The sequence below is a fragment of the Streptomyces sp. NBC_00162 genome, assembly GCF_024611995.1.
GTDB lineage: Bacteria > Actinomycetota > Actinomycetes > Streptomycetales > Streptomycetaceae > Streptomyces.
The window spans coordinates 7,588,740-7,610,929 of the sequence record NZ_CP102509.1 but is presented as its reverse complement, the minus strand read 5'-3'; the positions used below and the strand labels follow the sequence as shown (position 1 = coordinate 7,610,929).

The following is a 22,190-nucleotide window of genomic DNA, read 5'->3' as shown; positions in this document are numbered from 1 at the left end:
GGACGCCGGACGCCGGATTTCCCGATCATGGCGACGACCGCGGCCGGGCGGGCCCGGTCACCAGTGGGCCGCCGATTCCGGGAGTTCCGTGGGCGGGGTGCGGGTGGGTGCGGGAAGCGAGAGGCGGGTACGGGCCGTGTGCACCGCCGCGAGTTCGTGGACGCCCGCCGGGCCCCAGTCGCTCAGTTCGCGGACCTGCTCGGGAGTTGCCAGCAGGCGGGCGTACGCCGCGTCCGCGGCCGGCGGGAGGCCGGTGAGGCGGGCCGCGGTGCGGGCGTGGGCGCCCTGGTCGTCGCCGTACCGGTAGCCGAGCGGGAACGCACCGGCCGTCGGTGCGGCCGTCGGGGGCGGGAGGTGGGCCGCGCCGGTGGCGCGGGCGATCAGGAGCAGGACCCGCCCGTCGGGGGCGAACAGCCAGCCCTGGCGGTCCCGTACGGGCAGCTGCGCCGGGACCGGACCCGCGTGCCACGCGCCGTGCTGCGCGATCCGGCGGGTGCGCAGCACGCCCAGCCGGTCGAGGGCGGTGGGCACGGTGGGGCGGCCGCCCTCCAGGAGGGCGGGGCCCGCGCCGTTGATGCGGGCGCGCAGCGCCGACAGGGTGCGGCGGGCGTCGCCCGCGTCCATCAGGGCGGTCAGGTCGGCGGGCTCGGCGAAGTCGATGCCGGTGATCTCCTGGGCCGGGAGCCGGACGGCGGCGATCCGCTCCGGGCTCCAGGTGCCGCCGTCGTAGACGTGCAGGATCTCGCCGGGGAACCGCATCTCGGGCGGGTAGCCGGGGGTGTCGGCGGCAATCCAGTCCACGGCGAGACCTCGCGGGTAGTGGCCGTCGATGCCCAGCTCCTCGCGCACTTCGCGGGCCGCCGCGGCGGAGGGCGCCTCCCCGGCGTCCACGGCTCCGCCGGGCAGCAGCCGGTCGGTGCGGTAGTCGACGCTCTGTACGAGGACCCGGCCGTCCGTGTCGGTGACGAGGACCACGGCTCCGGTCCACAGCGCGGCGCGCGAGGCGCCGTACTCCTCGGGGGTCATCCAGGTCCCGGCCGCCCCGCCCTGGTCGGGCGCGGACCTGTCGGGCACGGCCTCGTCGGTCAGCTGCGGCATCGGAACTCCGTTCACCGTGGGTGGCCCCGTCGGCCTGTGCAACAGCGGGCGCGGCCACCTGGTTACGGCGGCACCGCGCCCTTGGACGAACTGCCTCCGCTTTGCCGCCCCTATACCTCCTTATTACCTGGTTATGCAGTCCTTGCTACGTTCCGGGAGCGGACTGGCGGCATGAAAACCGCCGGTCCGACCACGTCACCGGACCGGACCGAGGAGACCCCTGCATGCGACGCGCTTCCCGTACGGGCCCCCCGCGCCGCCCCAGCGTGACGTGCGGCGCGTGAGCCGTCCGGGGGCGGGAACGGCAGGGTCCGGCCGGCTCGCGGGAGTGGACGCGGTGCGCGGCCTCGCCGTCCTCGGCATGTTCGCCGTGCACGTCGGCCCCGGCCCCCAGCCCGAAGGCGCCGGTTACGTGATCGTCGCGGCCGACGGACGCGCCCCGGCTCTCTTCACCCTCCTCGCCGGCTTCTCCCTGGTCCTGGCCCAGCGCGGGCTCGACCCGGCGGCGCGGCCCGCCGGTTGGAGCGGGCGCTACCGTCCGCTGCTGATCCGCTGCACCGTCCTGGCCGTGCTCGGCCTGTTCCTGGCCTCGCTGTGGCCCGGGATCCTGGTCATCCTGGCCTTCTTCGCCGTGTACTTCCTCGCCGCCGAACCCTTCACCCGACTCTCCGCGCCGGTGCTCACCGCCGTCGCGGGGGTCTCGGTGGTGGCGGGCCCGCTGCTGTCCTTCCTGCTGGGCCCGGTGTTCGGGCACGAGGCCTCCGGGCGCGGCCTGGTCCCCGAGGCCGCCGGTCTGACCAGCTGGGCCGGGCTGGGCGAGGTGCTGTGCGAGCTGCTGCTCACCGGTGCGTATCCACTGGCCACCTACCTCCCGTACGTTCTCGCCGGGATGGCGCTCGCCCGCCTGTGCGACATCCGGGAGCGGACGGTGGCGCTGCGGATGGCGGTGTGGGGCACGGCGGCGGCCGTGGCGGGCTACGGCTCCGCCTGGCTCGCCACCCACGTGTTCGGCGCCCGGGAGCGGCTCCTGGCGGCGATCGCCGTCCACCACCCGGAGGCCCTGACCGCCGCCGACCCGGTACACGAGGTGCTGGGCGGGCAGTACGGCGCCATTCCCAGCACCTCCTGGGACTGGCTCCTCCTGGCCGACCCGTACAGCCAGACGCCGCCGGAGACGCTCGGCAACGCGGGCGTGGGCTGTGCGCTCATCGGCCTGTGCGCCCTCGCCGCCCGCCGCCGACTGGGCGCCCGCCTGCTGCGGCCGTTCACGGTGCTCGGGGCCATGGCGCTGAGCGCGTACGTGGTCCACGCCCTGGTCCTGGCCGGCCCGGCCCACGGCGCGGGGTCCTGGTCCGCGTGGCTGGCCTTCAGCGCCGCCGCACTGACCCTGACCTGGGCCTGGCAGCGTGCCTGCGCCGACAGCCCCCTCCGCCGCGGCCCCCTGGAACACGCCCTCCGCCTGGCGACCCGGCCCCGCGGCGGAGTACGGGCGAGCGCGAGCAAGCGAGCGCACCCGTACGGGTGATGGGGGCGGCTCCGGTGCGGGCGGTGCGGCAGGGTGGGCGGATGCAGATGCGCCGGGCCCTGACCCTGACCCTTGCCGCGTTCGCCATGACCACCGGATGCGTGACGGTGCATCCCGCCGCTCCGCCGGACGCTCCGCGTCCGGGAACTGCGGCGGCCCGCCCTGGTCCACTCCAACCCGCGCCGCCCGCCGGGCCCTTAGGCCGCCTGCCGGTCTCGCCTGAGCCCGGATCGGCACCGTCGGCGCAGTCGGCAGAACCGGCAGAACCGGAGGAACCGGAGGCGGCGGTACGGCAGGTGCGGCCCGCGCGGCCGCCCCGGGCGGCCAAGCCCGCACGCCCCGTACGCCCTGTGCGCCCCGCCGCCCCGGCCAAGCCCCGCAAGCGGCCTCCGGCGAAACCTGCGGCCAGGCCCGCCGCACCGCAGCGCACGTACGACATGACGCCGCTGTGCGAGGCGGCCCACGGCACGGTGTCACCCTCCATCGTGGCCCTCTGTCATTAGGGCCGGGCCGACCGGCGGTTACCCTCTGAGCCGAACGGCGGACGACGCGGGGAGCAGGTACATGAACGACGCGGGACCGGAGGCGGCCGCGGCCGTCGTCCGTGCGCTGCGGGAGCTGGCGCGGGTACGGGCGGACGAGGTCGAGCTGTTCGACGGGTTCACGGACGCGGAGTTGGACGACTGGGCAGTCCCGGTCCCGGAGGACGTCCGGGTGGTGCTGCGGCAGATCGGCGGGCTGGAGACCGAGGAGCACGAGTACCGCTTCGGGCCGCGCGGCCGCGCGGTGTTCGCGGACGGCTACTGGACCCTCGGCGAACTGGACTTCGGCGAGGGCTCGTTGATCGTCGGCGTCGGCTCCTGCGGCTGGGGGCCGGTCGTGGCCGTGCGTCCGTGGGGGGACGACCCGGACGTCACGGTCGAGGCCCCGGAGTTCGTCGGCTGGCTCGCCGGGTTCACGGAGCGGCTTGCCGACGGGGTGGCGGACAGGGCAGCCGCGAAGCACTTCGTGCCGGCCGTCCCGACCGTCGAGGTGGCCGAGGGGACGGACACCGGACTCGGTGCGCTCGTCGGCCGCGGAGACTCGCTCACCGATCTCGTCGACCTGCGCGACCTGCCCGGCTACCCGTGCGCGGTGGGCTGGGAACCGTACTTCTCCACCTCCCACAACACCGCCGACACCGGAAGCAGCGAGGTCCAGTTCCGGATCGTGGGGGACGGCCGGGCGCTGCTGCTGCGCAGTGTGGTGAGCGGGGACTTCCTCGGACGGCCGGTACGCAGGCACCACTTGCCGGCGGATGCCGCGGACCGCGCGGTCGCCGGACTACGGGCTCTGGCCGCCGAGTTCCCCTCCTTCGTCGTCCTCGACGCGGGTGTCGACGACCGCACCATGGACGGCTGGCCGGTCCCGGTGCCCGCCGAGATCCGGTCCGTGCTGCGGGAGATCGGCGCGGTGGCGATCGCGGGACTGCCCGCGCTGCGGCTGCTGCCCGGGGCCCCGGAGCACGAGGTGGCCCCGGAGGTCCACTACATGATGGGCGGCGAGGGCACGTACTGGCCGCTGGCCCGGATCGGCTACGGGCACAGTCCCGCGCTCCTGCAGATCCGCGTCGACCCGGAGACCGGCCGGTGGGGGTACGCCGTCTCGGTGCCCGCCGAGGCGAAGGCGCTGCGGGAGTACCCGGAGCTGGCCCTGCTCGCCGAATCCCTGCCGGACCTGCTGCTGACCTTCGCCCGGCTGGCCCGGCAGGCCGTGGACGGCCCGGACTTCGCCGGCCGGGTCACCGGGGACACCCGGTGGCTGTTCCCCAACACCGGGGAGCCGTGGCCGCGGCCCGCCCCGGTCGGCGAGTGGGCGGGATCTGCGGACCCGCTGCTCGCGGCGGCCGCCGGACTGCCGGCCGGCACGCACGCCGCCGACCTGCGGGCGGTACCGATCCCGAGCGACCTGTGCTTCTACCGGGCGGCGGGCTGGCCGTACGCGGCCCGGCTGGACCGGCTGCACTTCGCGGCGGGCGGCGGGCTGGCCGCGGCGGTACCGGCCGGCGGCTGAGCCCCGGCCCCCTGGCCGGCCTGTCACCCCGGGCCCTCGTCCGGGGGCGGTCCGTAGAGCCCCGCGAGTTCGGCGCCCAGCCGGGCCAGCAACTCCCGTACCTCCGGTGGTTCGAGCACTTCGATCCGGGCTCCCAGCCCGGACAGGTGCGCGGCCAGCGCCCTGGGCGCCGGGCCGTCGACCCAGACCTCCGTCCAGCCGTCGGGCAGCGGGCCGCCGACGCGCAGCCGGCCGCCGGAGAGCCGGGCCAGCAGCGCCACCGCGCCGGGTGCGACGCGGGCCCGGGCGGTCACCGCGTACAGCCTGTCCTCCATCGCCCCGGCCAGTTCCCGCCAGGCCGTGGCGAGGTCGAAGCCGGGCGGCCGGTGGGCGGGTTCGCCGGTCGGCTCGACCGAGGTGACCCGGCTGAGCCGGAAGGTGCGCAGCCCCTTCTCCGTACCGGCGACGAGGTAGTCGACCCCCGCCTTGGCCACGAGTCCGAGCGGGTCGACCTCGCGGACCCCGGCCGGTTTGCCGGCGCCCGCGTATCCGAGGCGGATCCGCGTGCCGTCCACCACGGCCCGCTGGAGGGCCGCACGGTGGGGGGCGTCGGCGGTGACGGGATTGCGCGACCAGTCGGTGCCGTCGACGGCGGCGGCCCGCGAGGCGGCCTCGGCGCCGCCGCGGAGGGTGGCCGGCAGGGCCTGGACCAGTTTGCGCAGGGCGGTGCGCAGTTCGGGGGTGGTGGCCAGGGGGCCCGCGACGAGGAACAGCGCGCGGATCTCGTCGGCGGTGAGGCCGGTGAGGTTGGTGCGGGCGCCGCCGACCAGGGACCAGCCGCCGCCGCGGCCGCGCTGTGAGTAGACGGGGATCCCGGCCGCGGCCAGTGCCTCCAGGTCGCGCCGCGCCGTCCGCTCCGAGACGTCGAGTTCGGCGGCCACTTCGGGGACGGTGACGCGCCCGCGCTCCTGGAGGAAGAGCAGGGTCGCCACCAGCCGGTCAGCCTTCATGAGGGTCGTTTCGCATGAAGTGGATTCTCTCCGGGAAAGTGGCCAGAGGATGGCCAGTTTGGCCGCCAGGATGAGCTCATGACCGAAACCGAGCAGTTCACCGCCACCGCTTCCACCCCTTCCACCCCGTCCGCCTCCGCCGCCGTCGACACCCGTCCGGATCTGGCGGCTGCCGTCGCCCTCGCCGGGCGCACCCTCGCCGCCGTCCGGCCGGAACAGTACGACTCCCCCACGCCCTGCGCCGAGTTCGACGTCCGGCGCCTGTCGAGCCACCTCGTCGGGGTGCTGCGGCGGATCTCGGTGATCGGGCGCGGTGAGGACCCCTTCAGCGTTCCCTCCTTCGCCGACGAGCTCGCGGACGGTGAGTGGGCGGCCGCCTGGGAACCGGCCGCGCGTGAGGCGGCGCGGGTGTGGGCGGACCCGGGCGTGCTGGACCGCGACCTGCGCCTGCCGATGGGGGTCCGGCCCGGGGTGGTCGCCGCGGCCGTGTACACCAACGAACTGATCGTGCACACCTGGGACCTCGCCACCGCCACCGGACAGCGGCCGGACTGGGACACCGACCTGCTGGAGCGGCTGGTCGAGGTGGTACGCCGGGCACTGCCGGCCGAAACCCGCGGCGGCCGCATCCCGTTCGCCGAGGTGGTCCCCGTGGCCGCGGACGCCTCCGCCCTCGACCGGCTGGTGGCCTGGTCCGGCCGCCGCCCCTGAGCGGGCGGGCCGGTCCGCCGCACGGCGCGGACCGCCTGATAATCGATGGAGGTGGCCGCCCCCGATACCTAGAGTGACGGGGCACCACGTCGTCGAGCAGGAGCGGATCATGCGCACGCACTACCCCCGTACGCCCCATCTGCCCTGGTCTCCCGGGGCCGCGGCGGACGATGTCCGGGTGGCCGGGCCGGGGGCGTTCGCGGGGCTGGCCGGGCGTGAGGTCGTGGTGACCGAGAAGCTCGACGGGGAGAACACCACCCTGTACGCGGACGGCCTGCACGCGCGTTCGCTCGACTCGGCGCACCATCCCTCCCGGGCGTGGGTCAAGGGCCTCCAGGGCCGGATCGCCGCGCGCATCCCGGACGGGCGGCGGGTGTGCGGGGAGAACCTGTACGCCCGGCACTCGCTCGCGTACGAGGACCTCGACAGCTGGTTCTACGGGTTCTCCGTGTGGGACGGGGAGCACTGCCTGGACTGGGACGGGACCGTACGGTTCCTGCGGGGGCTCGGCGTACCCACTCCGCGCGTGCTGTGGCGGGGCATCTTCGACGAGCGCGTGCTGCGCAAGCTGAAGCTCGACACCACACGGCAAGAGGGATACGTCGTACGGACGGTGGACGGCTTCGCGTACGAGGAATTCGGCCGGTGCGTGGCCAAGTGGGTGCGCGGCGGACACGTACAGACCGGTACGCACTGGATGTTCGCGCCGGTGGTGCCGAACGGGCTCGGTCCCGCGGCCCCCTTGTGGGCGGTCCGCTCCGGGGCCGAGGCCGATGCGGCGGAGCTGCTGACCGCGGCCGGGGTGACGGGTGCGGCGTGGGCCGGCGAGGGCGCCGAGGCCGATGTGTTCGCCGAAGTCACCGCCCGGATCGACGCGTTGGGCCGTACCGGCGAGGACCGGCTGGCCGCGGTACTGGCCGGTGTACTGCACCGCGCGCCGCGGGCGCGGCTCGCGGCGCGGCTCGCGGCGGGACCGCTCGGGATGCGGCTCGCGCGGCGGGTCTCGGACCTGGTCGGGCTGTACCCGTACCTCCAGCGGCCGTTCCCGGACGCGGAACGGCGGGCGGGGCTGGTCCGGATGGCCGCCGCGGCCGATCCGGGGGTGCTGCACGCGCTCGCCGCCGTGACGGCCGGGGACGCGCAGGCCCGCGAGTGCGTGGAGTGGTCCGCGCTGTGCGCCGAGGAGGCGGGGCTGCTCGGCCCCGACCCGCTCGGCGCCCTGCGCGCGGAGCTCCGGGAGCCGCTGGGCGCGCTCGGTCCGGACGCGGCCGACCGCTGCTGGGCCGAGGCGCGGCGGGCCTTCGCGCAGGGCCGGATCGCCACGGCCGAGGAGGCGGTGGCGGCGACCTGGCGATGGCGTGAGGGAACGTTTCCCCGGCTGGTGCAGCTGTGCGGGCCCTCGGGCAGCGGCAAGAGCACCTTCGGCCGCGCCCTGCCCGGCGTGGACACCTGCATCAGTCTCGACGACCTGCGCACCGCCCGGGGTTCGCGCGCGGACCAGCGGGCCAACACGGAGGTGCTGAGCGAGGGCCTCGACCGGCTCGACGCCGCGCTGGCCCGCGGGGGCACGGTCCTGTGGGACGCCACCTCGCTCACCGACCAGCAGCGCGGGCTGGCGGGCTCGGTCGCCCGCCGCCGCGACGCACTGGTCACCCATGCCGTCGTACTCGTCGGCGAGGAGGAGCTGCTGCGGCGCAATGCCGTGCGCCCGCATCCGGTTCCGCCGCAGGTCCTGGACGCCCAGCTGCACCGGTTCAGCCCGCCGTATCCCGGTCAGGCGCACCGGACCTGGTACATCGGCGCGGGCGGCAGCGTCGAGGACACGGCCGGCACGCTGGCCGCGCCGGGCGGGGAGCTGTGATGCGCACCAGTGAGGAGCTCTACCACCAGGTCCGCTGGGACCCGCGTTTCGATCCCGCCCGGTTCGTCCTCGGGCTGCTCCAGCGCGGGGCCGCCCCGAAGCGCGTGCCGCTGCCGTCCTTCGTGCCCGGCGGCGACATCCCCTGGCACCGCGTGCTGTTCGTCGAGGCGGACGGTGAGCTGGTGTGGGACCGGGCCACGGGAGTGGACCGGATCGACGCCACCGGGGCCGGGCGGGTGCGCGACCCGCGCCTGCTGCGGGCGCCGTTCTTCACCGCCCGGACCCCGCACGCGTGGGATCCGGCGGCCGGCGGCGCCTGGCGGCCGGCGCAAGCACCTGCCCCGGGGAGCCTCGGGGCCGGGGCACCCGCCACGGTGCGGCTGCTGACCTGGAACACCCTCTGGGACCGCTACGACGGCCCGCGGATCGCCACCGCGCGGCGCAGGCCGCTGCTGCTGGCCGATCTGGCGGCCGCCGATGCCGATGTCATCGCGCTCCAGGAGGCCGAACCCGAACTGCTCCGGATGCTGCTGGCGGCGGACTGGGTACGGGCCGGGTACACGCTCGGCACGGATCCGGGCGGCCGGGACGTCGCCGAGTGCGGGCTGCTGGTGCTGAGCCGGCTGCCGGTGCGTGAGGCGGGGCTGCACGCGCTCGGCCCGCACAAGGCGGTCACCGCCGTGACGGTGGACACCGCGAGCGGCCCCCTCGTCGTCGCCGCGACTCACCTGACCAGCGACCACACCGACAACGGGGAGCTCCGCCGACGGGCCGAACTGGCCCGGCTCACCAAGGGGCTGAGCGGCGTCGAAGCCTCCGTGGCGCTGCTCGGCGACTTCAACGACGGCAGCGCTGGGGCCGAGGGGCCGGCCGCCGCACTGGGCATGCGGGACGCCTGGAGCGAGGTGCACGGAGCGGCGGACGGGACGCCCACCTTCGATCCGGTGGCCAATCCGCTGGCCGCGGTGGGCTCGCTGTCGGGGCGGGCGGCGCGGCTGGACCGGATCCTGCTCAGGGCCTCCGGGCCGGCCTCGCGGGTGACCGGGGCGGCGCTGCGCGGCGACGCGCCGGGCCCGGACGGGCTGTTCATCTCCGACCACTACGGCGTGGAGGCGACGGTGGAGTTCGGGTGCGCCGGGCCCGCGACGCTCGACGTGCCGGGGACGGCGCGCACGGCGGTGGCCTGGCTGCCGTCCCGCCTCCCGGACGCGGTGCACGCGCTGCGGCGGGAGCACGACCCGCAGTCCGGCCGCTGGCCCGCACACGTCAACCTGCTCTTCGGCTTCGTACCCGAGTCCTCGTTCGAGGAGGCCGTGCCGCTGCTGGCCGAAGTGGCAGCGGGGACACCGGCGTTCACCGCCCGGCTGGAGGGCGTGCACAGCTTCGGGCACCGGGAGGACGCGACCGTCTGGCTGGATCCGGCGGCGGCCGGCGAGGCGCCGTGGCAGGAGCTGCGGCAGGCGCTGGCGCAGCGGTTCCCGGGATGCCGGGAGCGCGTCGAGGGCTACACCCCGCACCTGACGCTGGGGCGCAGCCGGGATCCGCAGCGGGCGGTCGCGCAGTACGCCGCCCGCCTCGGCGGCGGCGTGTCCGAGCGGGTCGGGGAACTGGCCGTGCTCTCACGGCGCGGGGACGGGCCGATGCGGCCGCGGGCGGTCGTGGAACTGGGCACGGGACGGGTCCGGTGGCTGCCGGAGCCCGCGTTCCCGGACACCGTCGCAGCGCCCGGCCGGGCCGTCTCGGTCACGGCCCGGATCGCGGACGCGCTGGGCGACGGGGTGGTGTGGGAGGCCGGATCCCGCCGCATGGGCTGCGCGCTGCCGGGAGCGGACCTGGACCTGGTGGCGGCGCTGCCGGGCACCGCGGACATCGCGGAGGTTCGGGAGCGGGTCGCCGCGGCGCTGCCGGAGGCAGTGCGGATGCGCGAGGTGACGGGCGCACGGGTGCCGGGGCTGCGGCTGAGCGTGGCCGGACTGGACGTGGACCTGGTGGTCGTCCCCACCGGCACGCTGGCCCCGGCGGAGGCGGTGGCGCGCCGGGCGGAGCTGGACGAGCGGGCCGCGGTCGCGCTGAGCGCGGTGAGCGACGCCGATGCGGTACGGGGTTTCGTGGGGGCCGAACATGCCGCCTTCGCCCGGCTGGCGCGGGAGGTCAAGGCCTGGGCCAGAGCCCGGGGGCTGGACTCGGCGCCGTTCGGCGGACTGCCGGGGCTGGCCTGGGCGGTACTGGCGGCGCGCACGGTCCGCGAGGCCCCCGGCCTGTCTCCGGCGGCCCTGCTGCTCGAATTCTTCGGGACCTGGGCGGCCTGGGACTGGCGGGACCCGGTCGGCCTGGCGCCCGCGACTGCGGTGACGTGTCCGGACGCGTTGACGGTCCTGACCCCCTCGGAGCCGGTGCGCGGCTGCACGGCCCAGGCGGGCCCCGGACTGCGCGATCTGCTGGGGCGGGAGCTGTACCGGGCCTGGGAGCTGCTGGACGCGGATCCCGGGTCGTTCGGCGAGGTGCTGGCCGCGCCGCCGCTGCACCGGCGGCACGCCGCGTGGGCGGTGGTGACCGTACGGACGCCCGCGGAGCGGGAGTTCGAGGCGGCGCTGGGCCGGGTGCGGGGCCGTCTGCGGGCGCTGCTCAGTGCGCTGGAGGAGGCGGGCGCCGCGGACGCGCACGCCTGGCCGCACCCCTTCGCGACGGGTCCGGGCCTGGCCCGGTACGCGATCGGGCTCGGCGCGACCCCGCCCGACGCGGCGGGTCTCGCCGCCGTGGCCGCGCCGTGGTCGAGGGGCCTTCCCGGCGTGGAAGTGGCCTGGGCGGCCTGCGGCGAGGTACCGGATCCGCACGCGACTGTCGACGAGTAACGAACACAAGGCGGCAACCGGCCCCGAGCCGGGGCCACTTCCTGAAGCCGGGCCCGGCCGCTCCGTACCGCCCAGCGGGCAGGCGGGACGGAGCGGTCAGAGCATCAGTACAGCCCTGCGAAGTTTTTTCGTCAACACTTTTCACAAGGATTGAAGAAACTCCAAGTTCACAGGCCTGATGGGCAATTGACATGGCATTTGGCGTTCAGTTCATGAACGCCGGAACCCTTGACGGCCCAGTCGGCGGGCAGTTCACTCACGCTTCGATCCCCCGGATCCATGACGTCAGGAGCACCCCGCATGCCCCTCCTCTCCGATCGCCCGCCGCGACTGACCGTCGCGGCGCTCGCCGCCGCACTGGTCGCGGCCCTCCTCGTGCTGCTGCCGGGCACCGCCGCCCAGGCGGCCCCCGTACTGCTCTCGCAGGGCAAGCCCGTCACCGCCTCCAGCCTGGAGGGCGCCGGCACACCGGCCGGCGCGGCCGTCGACGGCGACAACGGCACCCGCTGGTCGAGCCAGTTCGCCGACCCCCAGTGGATACAGGTCGACCTCGGCGCCCCGGCGCAGCTGAGCCAGGTGGTGCTGCGCTGGGAGGCGGCGTACGCGAAGGCGTACCGGGTCGAGCTGTCCACCGACGGCTCCAACTGGTCCACCGCGTACACGACGACCGCGAGCACCGGTGGAGTCCAGACCCACGACATCACGGGCACCGCCCGCTACGTCCGCGTGTACGGCACCCAGCGGGCCACCGGTTACGGCTACTCGCTCTGGGAGTTCCAGGTCTACGGCACCGGCGGCACCGACCCGGCCATCCCCGGCGGCGGCGACCTCGGGCCGAACGTGATCGTCTTCGATCCGTCCACCCCGAACATCCAGGGCAAGCTGGACGAGGTCTTCCGGCAGCAGGAGTCGGCCCAGTTCGGCTCCGGCCGCTACCAGTTCCTGTTCAAGCCGGGCGCGTACAACGGCCTCAACGCCCAGATCGGCTTCTACACCTCGATCTCCGGTCTCGGCCTGAGCCCCGACGACACCACCATCAACGGTGACGTCACCGTCGACGCCGGCTGGTTCGGCGGCAACGCCACCCAGAACTTCTGGCGTTCGGCCGAGAACCTGGCCCTGAACCCAGTCAACGGCACCGACCGCTGGGCCGTCTCGCAGGCGGCGCCGTTCCGCCGGATGCACGTCAAGGGCGGGCTCAACCTGGCGCCCGACGGCTTCGGCTGGGCCTCGGGCGGCTACATCGCCGACTCGAAGATCGACGGCCAGATCGGCAACTACTCGCAGCAGCAGTGGTACACCCGTGACAGCTCGATCGGCGGCTGGTCCAACGCCGTCTGGAACCAGGTGTTCTCCGGGACCCAGGGCGCGCCGGCGCAGTCGTATCCGAACCCGCCCTACACCACCCTGGACACCACCCCCGTCTCCCGGGAGAAGCCCTTCCTCTACCTGGACGGCGCCGAGTACAAGGTCTTCGTCCCGGCAAAGCGCACCGCTGCCCGCGGCACCTCCTGGGGCAACGGCGCACCGCAGGGGAGCTCGATCCCGCTCAGCCGGTTCTACGTGGTCAAGCCGGGTGCGAGCGCGGCGACCATCAACGCGGCGCTGGCCCAGGGCCTGCACCTGCTGTTCACCCCCGGCGTCTACCACGTGGACCGGACCATCCAGGTCAACCGTCCGGACACGGTCGTCCTGGGCCTCGGCCTCGCCACGATCGTCCCGGACAACGGGGTGACGGCGATGAAGGTCGCCGACGTGGACGGCGTGAAGCTCGCCGGATTCCTGATCGACGCGGGCACCGTGAACTCGCCCAGCCTCCTGGAGGTCGGCCCCGCCGGTGCCGCGACGGACCACGTGGCGAACCCGACCACCGTGCAGGACGTGTTCATCCGGGTCGGCGGCGCGGGCGCGGGCAAGGCCACGCTCGGCATGGTCATCAACAACCACGACACGATCGTCGACCACACCTGGATCTGGCGGGCCGACCACGGCGACGGGGTGGGCTGGGAGACCAACCGCTCCGACTACGGGTTCCGGGTGAACGGCGACGACGTCCTGGCCACCGGGCTGTTCGTCGAGCACTTCAACAAGTACGACGTGGAGTGGAACGGGGAGCGCGGGCGCACGATCTTCTTCCAGAACGAGAAGGCCTACGACGCGCCCAACCAGGCCGCCATCCAGAACGGCCCAGTCAAGGGCTACGCGGCCTACAAGGTGGCCGAATCCGTGAACACCCACGAGGGCTGGGGCCTGGGCAGTTACTGCTACTACAACGTGGACCCGACGATCCGTCAGGACCACGGCTTCCAGGCGCCGGTGAAACCCGGCGTGAGGTTCCACGACCTGCTCGTCGTCTCGCTGGGCGGCAACGGCCAGTACGAGCACGTCATCAACGGCATCGGCGCCCCCACCTCGGGGACGTCGACGGTTCCCTCGACCGTCCTCTCGTTCCCCTGACACACCCCTGACACACCCCTGATCCATCCCTGATCCACCCTTGGCCCCCGGAGGACGCGGGGCGGCCCGGCGGCCGTCCCGCGTTTTCCGGGCCGAGCGAGAGAGCGCTCTCCCAACCGGGCGAGCCCCCATCCACCGGAGGAGCAGAAGTGAAACTCCGACCGCGGACCCTGTCCGCCCTCCTGGTCTCGGCGGCCTTCGCCGTGACCGCGGCCGCCGGACTCAGCGGCCTCGCGCTGACGGCTCAGGCCTCCCCCGACAGCGGATCCGCCGTACGCGCGGGTCACTCGGGTCACACCAACGCCGCCCCCCTGGCGACCGGAGACGATCCGGACGGGGACGGCTACATCCCGGCCGTCCCTCCGGTCACAGGGGTCACTCCGTCCTGGGAGAACCCCCCGGACCGCTACTTCCACGAGTTCCAGGCCAACTGCGCGGTCAGCCGCACCGCCCCGGACGACCCGCTCGTCTTCCCCGGCCGGCCCGGCGCCTCGCACAACCACACCTTCCTGGGCAACACCACGACCGACGCCTTCAGCACCACCGCCTCGCTCAGCGCCGGCGGGACGGTCTGCAACGCTCCCGGCGACCTCTCCGGGTACTCGATGTACTGGCGGACGACTGCCAGCGGTGCACCTGCGCAGCTTTCGGCGAAGTAGGAACCGGACGAGAAGTGGCCGCCGCACAGATACCGGCGTGTACGTGGGTGTCGTACTTCTTGCGCAGAGGCCGGGCGGATACGCCCTTGAGCCTGTTGACCAGCTTGGAGAGCTGCTCCTTCGGTGGGTGGTGCACGTGATCCTCCTCGCCGTTGAACTGCTTCAGCTGAGCCTCGAAGTCAGCGCACACCTCGTGCGTGATCCCCAAAGCATCCCGGTCCGCGAACGCTCTGGGCTGGCACGCGGTGACGAAAGCCACGTGGGCATGGAGGTTGTGGACGAAGTGATGAATGGTGTGTATATCCGGATCAAGCCTTCAGTGCGCGACATGCGCGGATACTCTTGCGGTTGTGAGTCAAGGGACCTTGTCCAAGCGGCAGTTCGGGCATCGCGCCCGGCTGGCGCTTGACCCTGCGCTCTCACGGAAGACCGATGACCAGGCGCACGCCGCCCGAACCATGTGGAACCTCCTTCACGCGTGGTGGCGGATGATGCCGAAGGATGAACGGACTCTGGCGAACGCGGACGCCGCGATACGCCAGGCCCGCAAGGACATCGACTTCCTCGCTGTTCTTCCCGCGCAGGCCGCGCAGGCGGTTTTGAAGACGTACTTCCAAGCGTGGAAGAACTGCTGGGACGGACGTGCGGATGCTCCGAACTTCAAGGGCCGGTTCAGGTCGGTGATGTCGGTGGACATCCCGCAGGGCCGGGACCTGAACATCACCCGAGTGCACCGCCGCTGGGGCGTGGTCAACATCCCCAAGGTCGGACGTGTCCGCTTCCGGTGGACCAAGGACCTGCCCGTGGGCAAGCGCGCCAACAGCGACAACCGGATCACTGGGGCCCGTCTGGTCAGGGACGCCCTCGGCTGGCACATCGCCTTCCGCGTCCAGACCTTTGAGCGCAAGCCCGAGCCGCACACCGGCCCGGAGATCGGTATCGACGTCGGTATCACCGTGCCCCTGGCCCTTTCCGACGGCACCACCTACGGGCACGACGAGTGGTTGACCGCCAAGGAGAAGGCCAGACTCCTCCGGCTGGAGCAGCGCGCCGCACAACGCGAGATCGCCCGGAAGCGCGGGGAACGTACCTCCGGGCGGCTGCGGACCACGTATGACCAGATCGCAGGACTCCGTGCGAAAGCCAAGCGCAGGGCCATCGACTGGCAGCATCAGACCACCATCGACATCGCCAAGAAGTACGGCACCGTGGTGGTTGAAGCACTCCACATCACGAACATGGTCAAGTCCGCCAGAGGCACCGCCCGGGAGCCGGGGAAGAACGTCGCCCAGAAGTCCGGCCTCAACCGCTCCATCAGCGGCGAGGCCTGGGGCCGGACCGTAACGATGCTGACGTACAAGACCGCCCGCCAGGGCGGCACCCTCGTCAAAGTCCCCGCACCCCACACGTCACGGCGCTGTTCAGCCTGCGGCTTCATCACGCCGGGCAGCCGCGAGAACCAGGCCACGTTCGTGTGCAAGAACCCCGACTGCGGATGGTCGGGCAACGCCGACCACAACGCGTCCCGGAACGTCTTGCACCTGTACCAGATGGGCCTCGCGCTCATCCCGGCTGCCGGGAGGGCAGTCGCCAGGCGCGCCCGTCGCGTCAAACCCGCCACCGCAAGGTAGGCCTGAATCTCTCGCATTCATGCGGAAGAGCACTCCAATACAAGACCGGTGTCACCGACGACAAGAGCGTGCACCCCTTCCCCCCAGGGCGTGCGCTTCGTCGTCGGCAGCCCGACCCAGACGGCGGCCGAGTTCCGTGGCCACCGGGGCTGGGCCGAGGGCTGGGAGCGCGGCGACCTTCCAGAGCGCCGAGTTCCCGGCGAACCACCCGGCCAGGACCCAGCTCAACATCCTTATGCAGTCCACCGGTTACTGGGACGGACCGTACAGCCCAGCTGGTGTGGCAGAGCGCGTACGGGAAGGCGTACTCCCTCCAGGTCTCGGACGACGGCCGGAACTGGCGGACGGCGTACGCCACGTCGTCCGGTGACGGCGGGATCGACGACTTCGACGTCTCCGCGTCGGGCCGCTACGTCCGGCTGGACCTGACCCAGCGCGGTACCGGCTACGGCTACTCCCTGTTCCACTTCGGCGTCTACGCCTGACCGGCGCGGCTCCGTGTACTCCGCGCGCCGCCCTTCTCCCCGCCGGGCGGCGCGCGGTCACGCGCTCACGCAGCCGCCCGGTCGCGCGGGTCCGGAGCGGGGTGCTCAGACCTCGATGACGATCTTGCCCGCAGTGTGTCCGCCCTGGCTGAGCTCGAAGGCCGCCGCCAGCTCGCCCAGCGGGAAGGTGCGTGCGACGGGCACCGTGAGCTGCCCGCTCTCGGTGAGCTGTCCCAGCGCGGCCAGGTCGCTGCCGACCGGGCGCACCCACATCCACTCGCCGCCCGAGCCGGTCACCGTGGGGTCGGCGATGGAGGCGTGCCGGCCGTCGTCGTGCAGCACCCTGCGGGTGACGTCGAGGACGCCGCCGACGAAGTCCGCGACGACGGTCGCACCGTCGGGGACGAGGGCGAGGACCCGCTCGGCGAGCCCGTCCCCGTACGCGACGGGCTCGGCGCCGAGTTCCCGTACGCGGTCGTGGTTGCGCGGGGAGGCGGTGCCGATGACCCGGGCTCCCAGGGCGCGGGCGATCTGCACGCCGAAGGAGCCGACGCCGCCCGCGGCTCCGTGGATGAGGACGGTGTCGTCCTTGCCGGTGCCGAGCCGGGTCAGCACCTGGTAGGCGGTGAGCCCGGCCAGCGGGAGCCCGGCGGCCTCGGCCCAGCCGAGGGAGGCGGGCTTGCGCGCGAGGGCCCGTACGGGCACGGTGACGAACTCGGCGCAGGTCCCGCCGTGCACGTAGTCCTTGCGGGCGTAGGCCATGACCTCGTCGCCCTCGGCGAATTCGGGGGTGTCGATGCCGACCTTCTCGACGGTGCCGGAGACGTCCCAACAGGGCACCACGGGGTACACGACGTCCATAAGAGCGTCGAGCCCGCCCGCCATGATCTTCCAGTCGACCGGATTGACCGAGGCGTACTTCACCCGTACGAGGACCTCGCCCGGGCCGAACTTCGGCACCGGGAGCCGGGTGTCCCTGAGCACCTCCGTTCCTCCGTACGTCTCGTACGCCATCCCTCGCATGGTGTTGTCCTGCGGCATGTACCCGACCTCTCCGTGAGCTGCTGGACCCGCCCCGGAGCCATCCCACCACGCACGCCGCGCCCGGCCCGAGAAGCAGGGCGGGCGCGGGGCGGCGAACCGTCGGCGGCGGGGTGTCAGCGGGCGGAGCGGTGCGCGGCGATGATCTCGGCGTAGCGGCGGCCGCTCGTCTTCACCGTGCGGCGCTGGGTGGCGTAGTCCACGTGGACCAGGCCGAAGCGCTTGTCGTAGCCGTAGGCCCATTCGAAGTTGTCCAGCAGCGACCAGGCGTAGTAGCCGGCCACCGGTGCGCCGCGGCGGGCCGCGCGGGCGCAGGCGGCCAGGTGGGAGGTCAGGTAGGCGGCCCGTTCGGGGTCGTGGACGCGGCCGTCGGGGGCGACGGTGTCGGGGTACGAGGAGCCGTTCTCGGTGATGTGGATGCGCCGGTCCCCGTACTCCTCGTGCAGGCGCATGATGAGCGTTTCCAGGCCGTCGGCGTCGACCTCCCAGTCCATGCCGGTGCGCGGGACGCCGGGCCGGTCGATCTGGCGGGCGAAGGGCGCGGGGCCGGCCGGGTCGGCGGTGACCACCTGCGGGAAGTAGTAGTTGAGGCCGATCCAGTCGAGGGGGGCGGCGATGGTGGCGAGGTCGCCGGGGCGTTCGGGGAGGTCGACGCCGTAGACCTCGCGCATGTCGGCGGGGAAGCCGCGGCCGTGGACGGGGTCGAGCCACCAGCGGTTGACGTGGCCGTCCATGCGCCGGGCGGCGGCCCGGTCGGCCTCGCTGCCGGTGGCGGGCTCGACGGTGGAGAGGTTGTTGACGATGCCGATGCGCGCGGCGGGGCGGGCGGCGCGGACGGCCTGGGCAGCGAGGCCGTGGCCGAGCAGCAGGTGGTAGGAGGCGCGGACGGCGGCGGTGAGGTCGGTCCAGCCGGGGGCCATCCGGCCCTCCAGGTGTCCGATCCAGGCCGAGCACAGCGGCTCGTTCAGGGTGGCCCACTGGGTGACGCGGTCGCCGAGGCGTTCGGCCACGAGACCGGCGTACGCGGCGAAGTGCTCGGCGGTGGCGCGCTCGGGCCAGCCGCCGCGGTCCTGGAGCGCCTGGGGCAGGTCCCAGTGGTAGAGGGTGACGTTGGGCTCGATGCCGGCCGCGAGCAGTCCGTCGGTCAACCGGTCGTAGAAGTCGAGGCCCTTGGTGTTGACGGGGCCGTCGCCGCCGGGCAGGATCCGCGGCCAGGCGACGGAGAGCCTGTAGGCGTTGGTGCCGAGCTGCCTCATCAGGGCGATGTCGTCCGGCCAGCGGTGGTAGTGGTCGCAGGCGGTGTCGCCGGTGTGGCCGCCGTCGACGGCGCCGGGGACGCGGCTGAAGGTGTCCCAGATGGAGGGGGCGCGTCCGTCCTCGTCGACCGCGCCCTCGATCTGGTAGGCGGAGGTGGCGGTGCCCCAGGCGAAGTCGGCGGGCAGGGCGGCGAGGTCGACCGTGCGGTCGACGGCGCGGTCCACGGCGTGCGCTTCGGTCACGGGAAGGCTTTCGGAAAGGGTCATTTGACGGCTCCTGCCGTGAGTCCGGCCACCAGGTACTTCTGCAGCAGCAGGAATCCGGCGACGACGGGGATGCTGACGACGAGCGAGGCGGCCATGATCTGGTTCCAGTACACGTCGTTCTGCGTGGAGTAGCCCTGCAGTCCGACGGCGAGGGTGCGGGTGGTGTCGTTCGTCATGACGGAGGCGAAGAGCACCTCGCCCCAGGCGGTCATGAAGGCGTACACGGCGACGGCGACGATGCCGGGGACGGCCGCCGGGATCACGACCCGGAACAGCGCGCCGAGCGGGCCGCAGCCGTCGACGGTGGCCGCCTCGTCGAGGTCGCGGGGCACCGAGTCGAAGTAGCCGATGAGCATCCAGATGGAGAAGGGAAGGGAGAAGGTGAGGTAGGTGAGGATGAGCCCGCCGCGGGACCCGTAGAGCGCGACCCCGGTGCTGTTGCCGATGTTCACGAAGATCAGGAACAGCGGGAGGAGGAACAGGATCCCGGGGAACATCTGGGTGGACAGCACGGTCACCGTGAACAGGCGCTTGCCGCGGAATCGGTAGCGGCTGACGGCGTACGCGGCGAAGACGGCGATGACCACGGAGCAGACGGTGGCGGCGCCGGCCACTATCAGGGAGTTCACGAAGTACTTGGCGAGCGGGACGGTGTGCCAGATGTCGACGTAGGGCCGGACGGTGAGCCCGGTGGGGATCCACCGGAACTGGCCCGCCACGTCCTTGAGCGGCTTGAGCGAGCTGGTGACCATCACGTAGACGGGCAGCAGCACGAAGCCGGAGAGCAGGGTCAGGAAGACGGCCCGGATCACCTTGAAGGTGCGGGGCGGGTCGAGCGGGCTGCGCGTTCTAGCGGGCATCGGCGTCCTTCCGGCCTCGGCTGGTGACGAGGAGGTATGCGGCGGTGACCAGCAGGAGGAAGAGCAGCAGGAGGACGGACATGGCCGATCCGGTGCCGAAGTTCCAGGTGACGAAGCTCGACTGGTAGATGTGGATGGAGATCAGGTCGGCGGCCTCGGGGGCCGACTTGCCGAACAGCACGAACGGCGTGTTGAAGTCGTTGAAGGTCCACAGGAACAGCACCAGGATCAGCACCTGGTTGACCGCGCCGACCGAGGGCAGGGTGATCCGGCGGATCTGCTGCCAGATGCCGGCCCCGTCCAGCGCGGCCGCCTCGTACAGATCCTTCGGGATGTTCTGCAGGGCGGCCATCACGATGAGGAAGGCGAACGGCCAGCCCTTCCACACGGACACGGTCAGCAGCGCCCAGAAGCTGTTGTCGCCGAGCAGCCAGAAGGTGTGCTCGGCGCCCCCGATGCCCAGCTGGTCGTGGATGACGTGGTTCACCAGGCCGTTGTCCCGCTGGAACATGAACGCCCAGGTGATGACGGCCGCGTAGACGGGCAGGGCGTACGGGACGAGGAACAGGGCCCGCAGGATGCCGCGGCCGCGGAAGGTCTCCTGCATGAACACGGCAGCGGCGGTGCCGAGCAGCCAGCACAGGGCCACGGAGAGCAGGGTGAACAGGCAGGTGGTGAGGAACGAGCCGAGGAGGGCCTCGCCGACCGGCCGGTTGACGTCGACGGCGAGTTCGTAGTTGTCGAAGCCCGTCCACGGGGCGCGGGACCAGTCCCGGATGAAGAACTGGGTGAGCTCGCGGAAGCTCATGAGGATGCCCATCACCATCGGGACGAGGTGGATGAGCAGTTCGAAGAGGAGGGCGGGCAACAGCAGGAGGTAGGGAAGGGCGCCGCGGCGCAGGCGGCCGGGGCGGCGCACGCGGGCCGCCGTACCGCGCGGCCCCTCCGTGGTGGTGTCGGGTGGCAGGACGGTGGGTGCGGAAGTCATCGGGCGGGACTCAGTTCGCCATCTGCTGCTGGGCCTTGGTGAGCTTCGCCTTGACCGACTCGGTGGTCACGGGCCGGCCGGCCGCGGCGTCGGCGAAGAGCTCCTTGACGGCGGTGCCGACGGTGGTCTCGAACTGGGACTCCTCGGGGACCTGCGGGAGCGGGGCGGCGCTGGTGGAGAGGGTGTTGCGGAGCACGGTGAGGTCCTCGGTGGCGAAGGACGGGTCGGTCTGGGCCGCCTTGACCGGGGGGATGGAGCCGTAGGTCTTGTTGAGGAGCTTCTGCTCCTCGTCGCTGGTCATGAACTTCACGAACTTCAGGGCGCCGTCGATGTTGTCGGTGTTCTTGAAGACGGCCATGTTGATGCCGGCGACCATGGAGTTGGTGTTCCGGCCGCTGCCGGGGGCGCCGCCCGCCGGGACCGGGACGGGGGCGACGCCCCAGTCGCCCTCCTTCATTCCGTGCGCCTTGAAGCTGCTGGCCGCGCTCTGCCACAGGACCATGGCGGTCTTGCCGTTGGCGAAGTCCTGGAGGGACTGGTTCTTGTCGTACTCGGCGTTGCCGGGTGAGATGATCTTGTCCTTGGCCATCAGGTCGACGTACTGCTTGACGGCCTCGACGTTGGCGGGGGTGTCGAACGTGGGCTTGCCGGCGGCGTCGAAGAACTCGGCTCCGTGCTGCCGGGACAGGACGAAGGCCTGATGGATGTTGTTGGAGAGGTTCGAACCCTCGGCGCCCAGTGCCCACTTGCCGTCCTTGGACAGCCTCTGGCCGATGGTGACCAGCTCGTCCCAGGTGGCCGGGGGCTTTTCGATGCCCGCCTCCTGGAACATCTTCTTGTTGTAGTAGAGGGCGTACGACATCGAGTAGAGCGGAACGGCGGCCGGGTCCTTGCCGGCGGCGCCGGCCGAGCCGATGGCGGACTCCACGAAGCGGTCCTTGCCGCCGATCGCCTCGAAGTTCTTCGCGTCCCAGGGGAGCAGGGCTCCGGTGGCCTGGAGGGAGGAGGACCAGGTGTTGCCGATGTTGAGGACGTCCGGGCCCTGTCCGGAGGCGGTGGCGGCGAGGATCCGGTTGAGCAGGTCCGACCAGGGAACGACCTCGAGCTTGACCTTGATGCCGGTCTGCTGCTCGAACTTCTTCAGCTCCGGACCGAGCGTCGCCTGGTCCGCCGCGATGTCGGGCCCCTGGTTGGAGGCCCAGTAAGTGAGCTCCTTGGGGGCGGTGTTGGTACCGCCCCCGCTGTCCGCGGATCCGCCGCCGCAGGCGGTGGCGAGCAGGGAGACTGCGACGGCGGCGGTGGCAGCGGCTCTGGTTCTGCGCATGGCGGCTCGGTCCCTTTCGGCGGGTCCAGGGGGAAGGCCGACGCGAGGCACTCCGTCCAGGCCTTAATTTAGAACGTGAGTTAAGCCTCGTGAAAGGGTCGCGTCAAGGGGTCGCGCAAGGGTATGTTGCGAGC

At 72.8% G+C, this 22,190-nt stretch carries 14 protein-coding genes and 3 pseudogenes; 9 read left to right on the top strand and 8 right to left on the bottom strand.

The window, feature by feature from the left end; all coding sequences use genetic code 11:
• Positions 1-57: 57 nt before the first annotated feature.
• Positions 58-1,098: an NUDIX domain-containing protein gene (locus JIW86_RS35105; protein ID WP_257558145.1), complete on the bottom strand. Its 1,041-nt coding sequence runs from the start codon at positions 1,096-1,098 to the stop codon at positions 58-60.
• A 280-nt stretch (positions 1,099-1,378) separates the two neighbouring features.
• Here JIW86_RS35105 and JIW86_RS35100 point away from each other — a divergent pair, with 280 nt between their 5' ends.
• The gene (locus JIW86_RS35100) at positions 1,379-2,623 is read left to right on the top strand and encodes a DUF418 domain-containing protein (protein ID WP_257558143.1); all 1,245 of its coding nucleotides are present in this window, start codon (positions 1,379-1,381) and stop codon (positions 2,621-2,623) included.
• 564 nt (positions 2,624-3,187) lie between these two features.
• Positions 3,188-4,675: a hypothetical protein gene (locus JIW86_RS35095; RefSeq protein WP_257558141.1), complete on the top strand. Its 1,488-nt coding sequence runs from the start codon at positions 3,188-3,190 to the stop codon at positions 4,673-4,675.
• Between the two features lie 23 nt (positions 4,676-4,698).
• On the opposite strand, the gene JIW86_RS35090 is transcribed toward JIW86_RS35095, so the two are convergent.
• Positions 4,699-5,664, bottom strand: coding sequence for a helix-turn-helix transcriptional regulator (locus JIW86_RS35090; protein WP_257558139.1), 966 nt, complete (start codon positions 5,662-5,664; stop codon positions 4,699-4,701).
• A gap of 78 nt (positions 5,665-5,742) precedes the next feature.
• Between JIW86_RS35090 and JIW86_RS35085 the strand changes: the two genes are divergently transcribed.
• The 5 genes and pseudogenes from JIW86_RS35085 to JIW86_RS35065 all read left to right on the top strand — a co-directional run.
• A complete protein-coding gene (locus JIW86_RS35085; protein WP_257558138.1) occupies positions 5,743-6,375 on the top strand; it encodes a TIGR03086 family metal-binding protein in 633 nt (210 codons plus the stop codon).
• A 109-nt stretch (positions 6,376-6,484) separates the two neighbouring features.
• Complete coding sequence (locus tag JIW86_RS35080) at positions 6,485-8,236, top strand: RNA ligase family protein (protein WP_257559556.1); 1,752 nt, start codon at positions 6,485-6,487, stop codon at positions 8,234-8,236.
• The gene (locus tag JIW86_RS35075; protein ID WP_257558136.1) at positions 8,236-11,088 is read left to right on the top strand and encodes a poly(A) polymerase; all 2,853 of its coding nucleotides are present in this window, start codon (positions 8,236-8,238) and stop codon (positions 11,086-11,088) included. Before JIW86_RS35080 ends, JIW86_RS35075 begins: the two co-directional genes overlap by 1 nt.
• A 300-nt stretch (positions 11,089-11,388) precedes the next feature.
• Entirely contained in the window at positions 11,389-13,545 is a 2,157-nt protein-coding gene (locus JIW86_RS35070) for a discoidin domain-containing protein (protein ID WP_257558134.1), read from the top strand.
• Between the two features lie 170 nt (positions 13,546-13,715).
• A pseudogene (locus JIW86_RS35065) lies at positions 13,716-14,153 on the top strand (hypothetical protein); the annotation flags it as partial.
• Here the strand turns inward: JIW86_RS35065 and tnpA are convergent.
• A pseudogene (tnpA, locus tag JIW86_RS35060) lies at positions 14,135-14,505 on the bottom strand (IS200/IS605 family transposase); the annotation flags it as partial. The pseudogenes JIW86_RS35065 and tnpA sit on opposite strands and share 19 nt — an antisense overlap.
• 49 nt (positions 14,506-14,554) lie before the next feature.
• Here tnpA and JIW86_RS35055 point away from each other — a divergent pair.
• Together JIW86_RS35055 and JIW86_RS35050 are read left to right on the top strand one after the other, a co-directional pair.
• Positions 14,555-15,835, top strand: coding sequence for an RNA-guided endonuclease InsQ/TnpB family protein (locus JIW86_RS35055; protein WP_257558132.1), 1,281 nt, complete (start codon positions 14,555-14,557; stop codon positions 15,833-15,835).
• A 263-nt stretch (positions 15,836-16,098) separates the two neighbouring features.
• A pseudogene (locus JIW86_RS35050) lies at positions 16,099-16,320 on the top strand (discoidin domain-containing protein); the annotation flags it as partial.
• A gap of 105 nt (positions 16,321-16,425) precedes the next feature.
• Here JIW86_RS35050 and JIW86_RS35045 read toward each other — a convergent pair.
• From JIW86_RS35045 to JIW86_RS35025, 5 genes are all read right to left on the bottom strand, one after another.
• Positions 16,426-17,343 (bottom strand): NADP-dependent oxidoreductase, encoded by a 918-nt coding sequence (locus JIW86_RS35045; RefSeq protein WP_257559555.1) that lies wholly within the window; start codon positions 17,341-17,343, stop codon positions 16,426-16,428.
• Positions 17,344-17,477: 134 nt separating this feature from the next.
• A complete protein-coding gene (locus tag JIW86_RS35040; protein ID WP_257558130.1) occupies positions 17,478-18,884 on the bottom strand; it encodes a GH1 family beta-glucosidase in 1,407 nt (468 codons plus the stop codon).
• Entirely contained in the window at positions 18,881-19,744 is an 864-nt protein-coding gene (locus tag JIW86_RS35035; protein ID WP_257558129.1) for a carbohydrate ABC transporter permease, read from the bottom strand. The genes JIW86_RS35040 and JIW86_RS35035 overlap by 4 nt, the downstream gene beginning before the upstream one ends.
• Positions 19,734-20,732, bottom strand: a complete 999-nt coding sequence (locus JIW86_RS35030) for a carbohydrate ABC transporter permease (protein WP_257558127.1) — start codon at positions 20,730-20,732, stop codon at positions 19,734-19,736. The genes JIW86_RS35035 and JIW86_RS35030 overlap by 11 nt, the downstream gene beginning before the upstream one ends.
• A 10-nt stretch (positions 20,733-20,742) precedes the next feature.
• A complete protein-coding gene (locus JIW86_RS35025; RefSeq protein ID WP_257558125.1) occupies positions 20,743-22,056 on the bottom strand; it encodes an ABC transporter substrate-binding protein in 1,314 nt (437 codons plus the stop codon).
• Between the last annotated feature and the right edge of the window lie 134 nt (positions 22,057-22,190).

Coding starts and splice junctions, on each gene's coding strand:
- JIW86_RS35105 (WP_257558145.1), bottom strand. CDS start 1,098: ATGCCGCAGCTGACCGACGAGGCCGTGCCCGACAGGTCCGCGCCCGAC.
- JIW86_RS35095 (WP_257558141.1), top strand. CDS start 3,188: ATGAACGACGCGGGACCGGAGGCGGCCGCGGCCGTCGTCCGTGCGCTG.
- JIW86_RS35090 (WP_257558139.1), bottom strand. CDS start 5,664: ATGAAGGCTGACCGGCTGGTGGCGACCCTGCTCTTCCTCCAGGAGCGC.
- JIW86_RS35085 (WP_257558138.1), top strand. CDS start 5,743: ATGACCGAAACCGAGCAGTTCACCGCCACCGCTTCCACCCCTTCCACC.
- JIW86_RS35080 (WP_257559556.1), top strand. CDS start 6,485: ATGCGCACGCACTACCCCCGTACGCCCCATCTGCCCTGGTCTCCCGGG.
- JIW86_RS35075 (WP_257558136.1), top strand. CDS start 8,236: ATGCGCACCAGTGAGGAGCTCTACCACCAGGTCCGCTGGGACCCGCGT.
- JIW86_RS35070 (WP_257558134.1), top strand. CDS start 11,389: ATGCCCCTCCTCTCCGATCGCCCGCCGCGACTGACCGTCGCGGCGCTC.
- JIW86_RS35045 (WP_257559555.1), bottom strand. CDS start 17,343: ATGCGAGGGATGGCGTACGAGACGTACGGAGGAACGGAGGTGCTCAGG.
- JIW86_RS35040 (WP_257558130.1), bottom strand. CDS start 18,884: ATGACCCTTTCCGAAAGCCTTCCCGTGACCGAAGCGCACGCCGTGGAC.
- JIW86_RS35035 (WP_257558129.1), bottom strand. CDS start 19,744: ATGCCCGCTAGAACGCGCAGCCCGCTCGACCCGCCCCGCACCTTCAAG.
- JIW86_RS35030 (WP_257558127.1), bottom strand. CDS start 20,732: ATGACTTCCGCACCCACCGTCCTGCCACCCGACACCACCACGGAGGGG.
- JIW86_RS35025 (WP_257558125.1), bottom strand. CDS start 22,056: ATGCGCAGAACCAGAGCCGCTGCCACCGCCGCCGTCGCAGTCTCCCTG.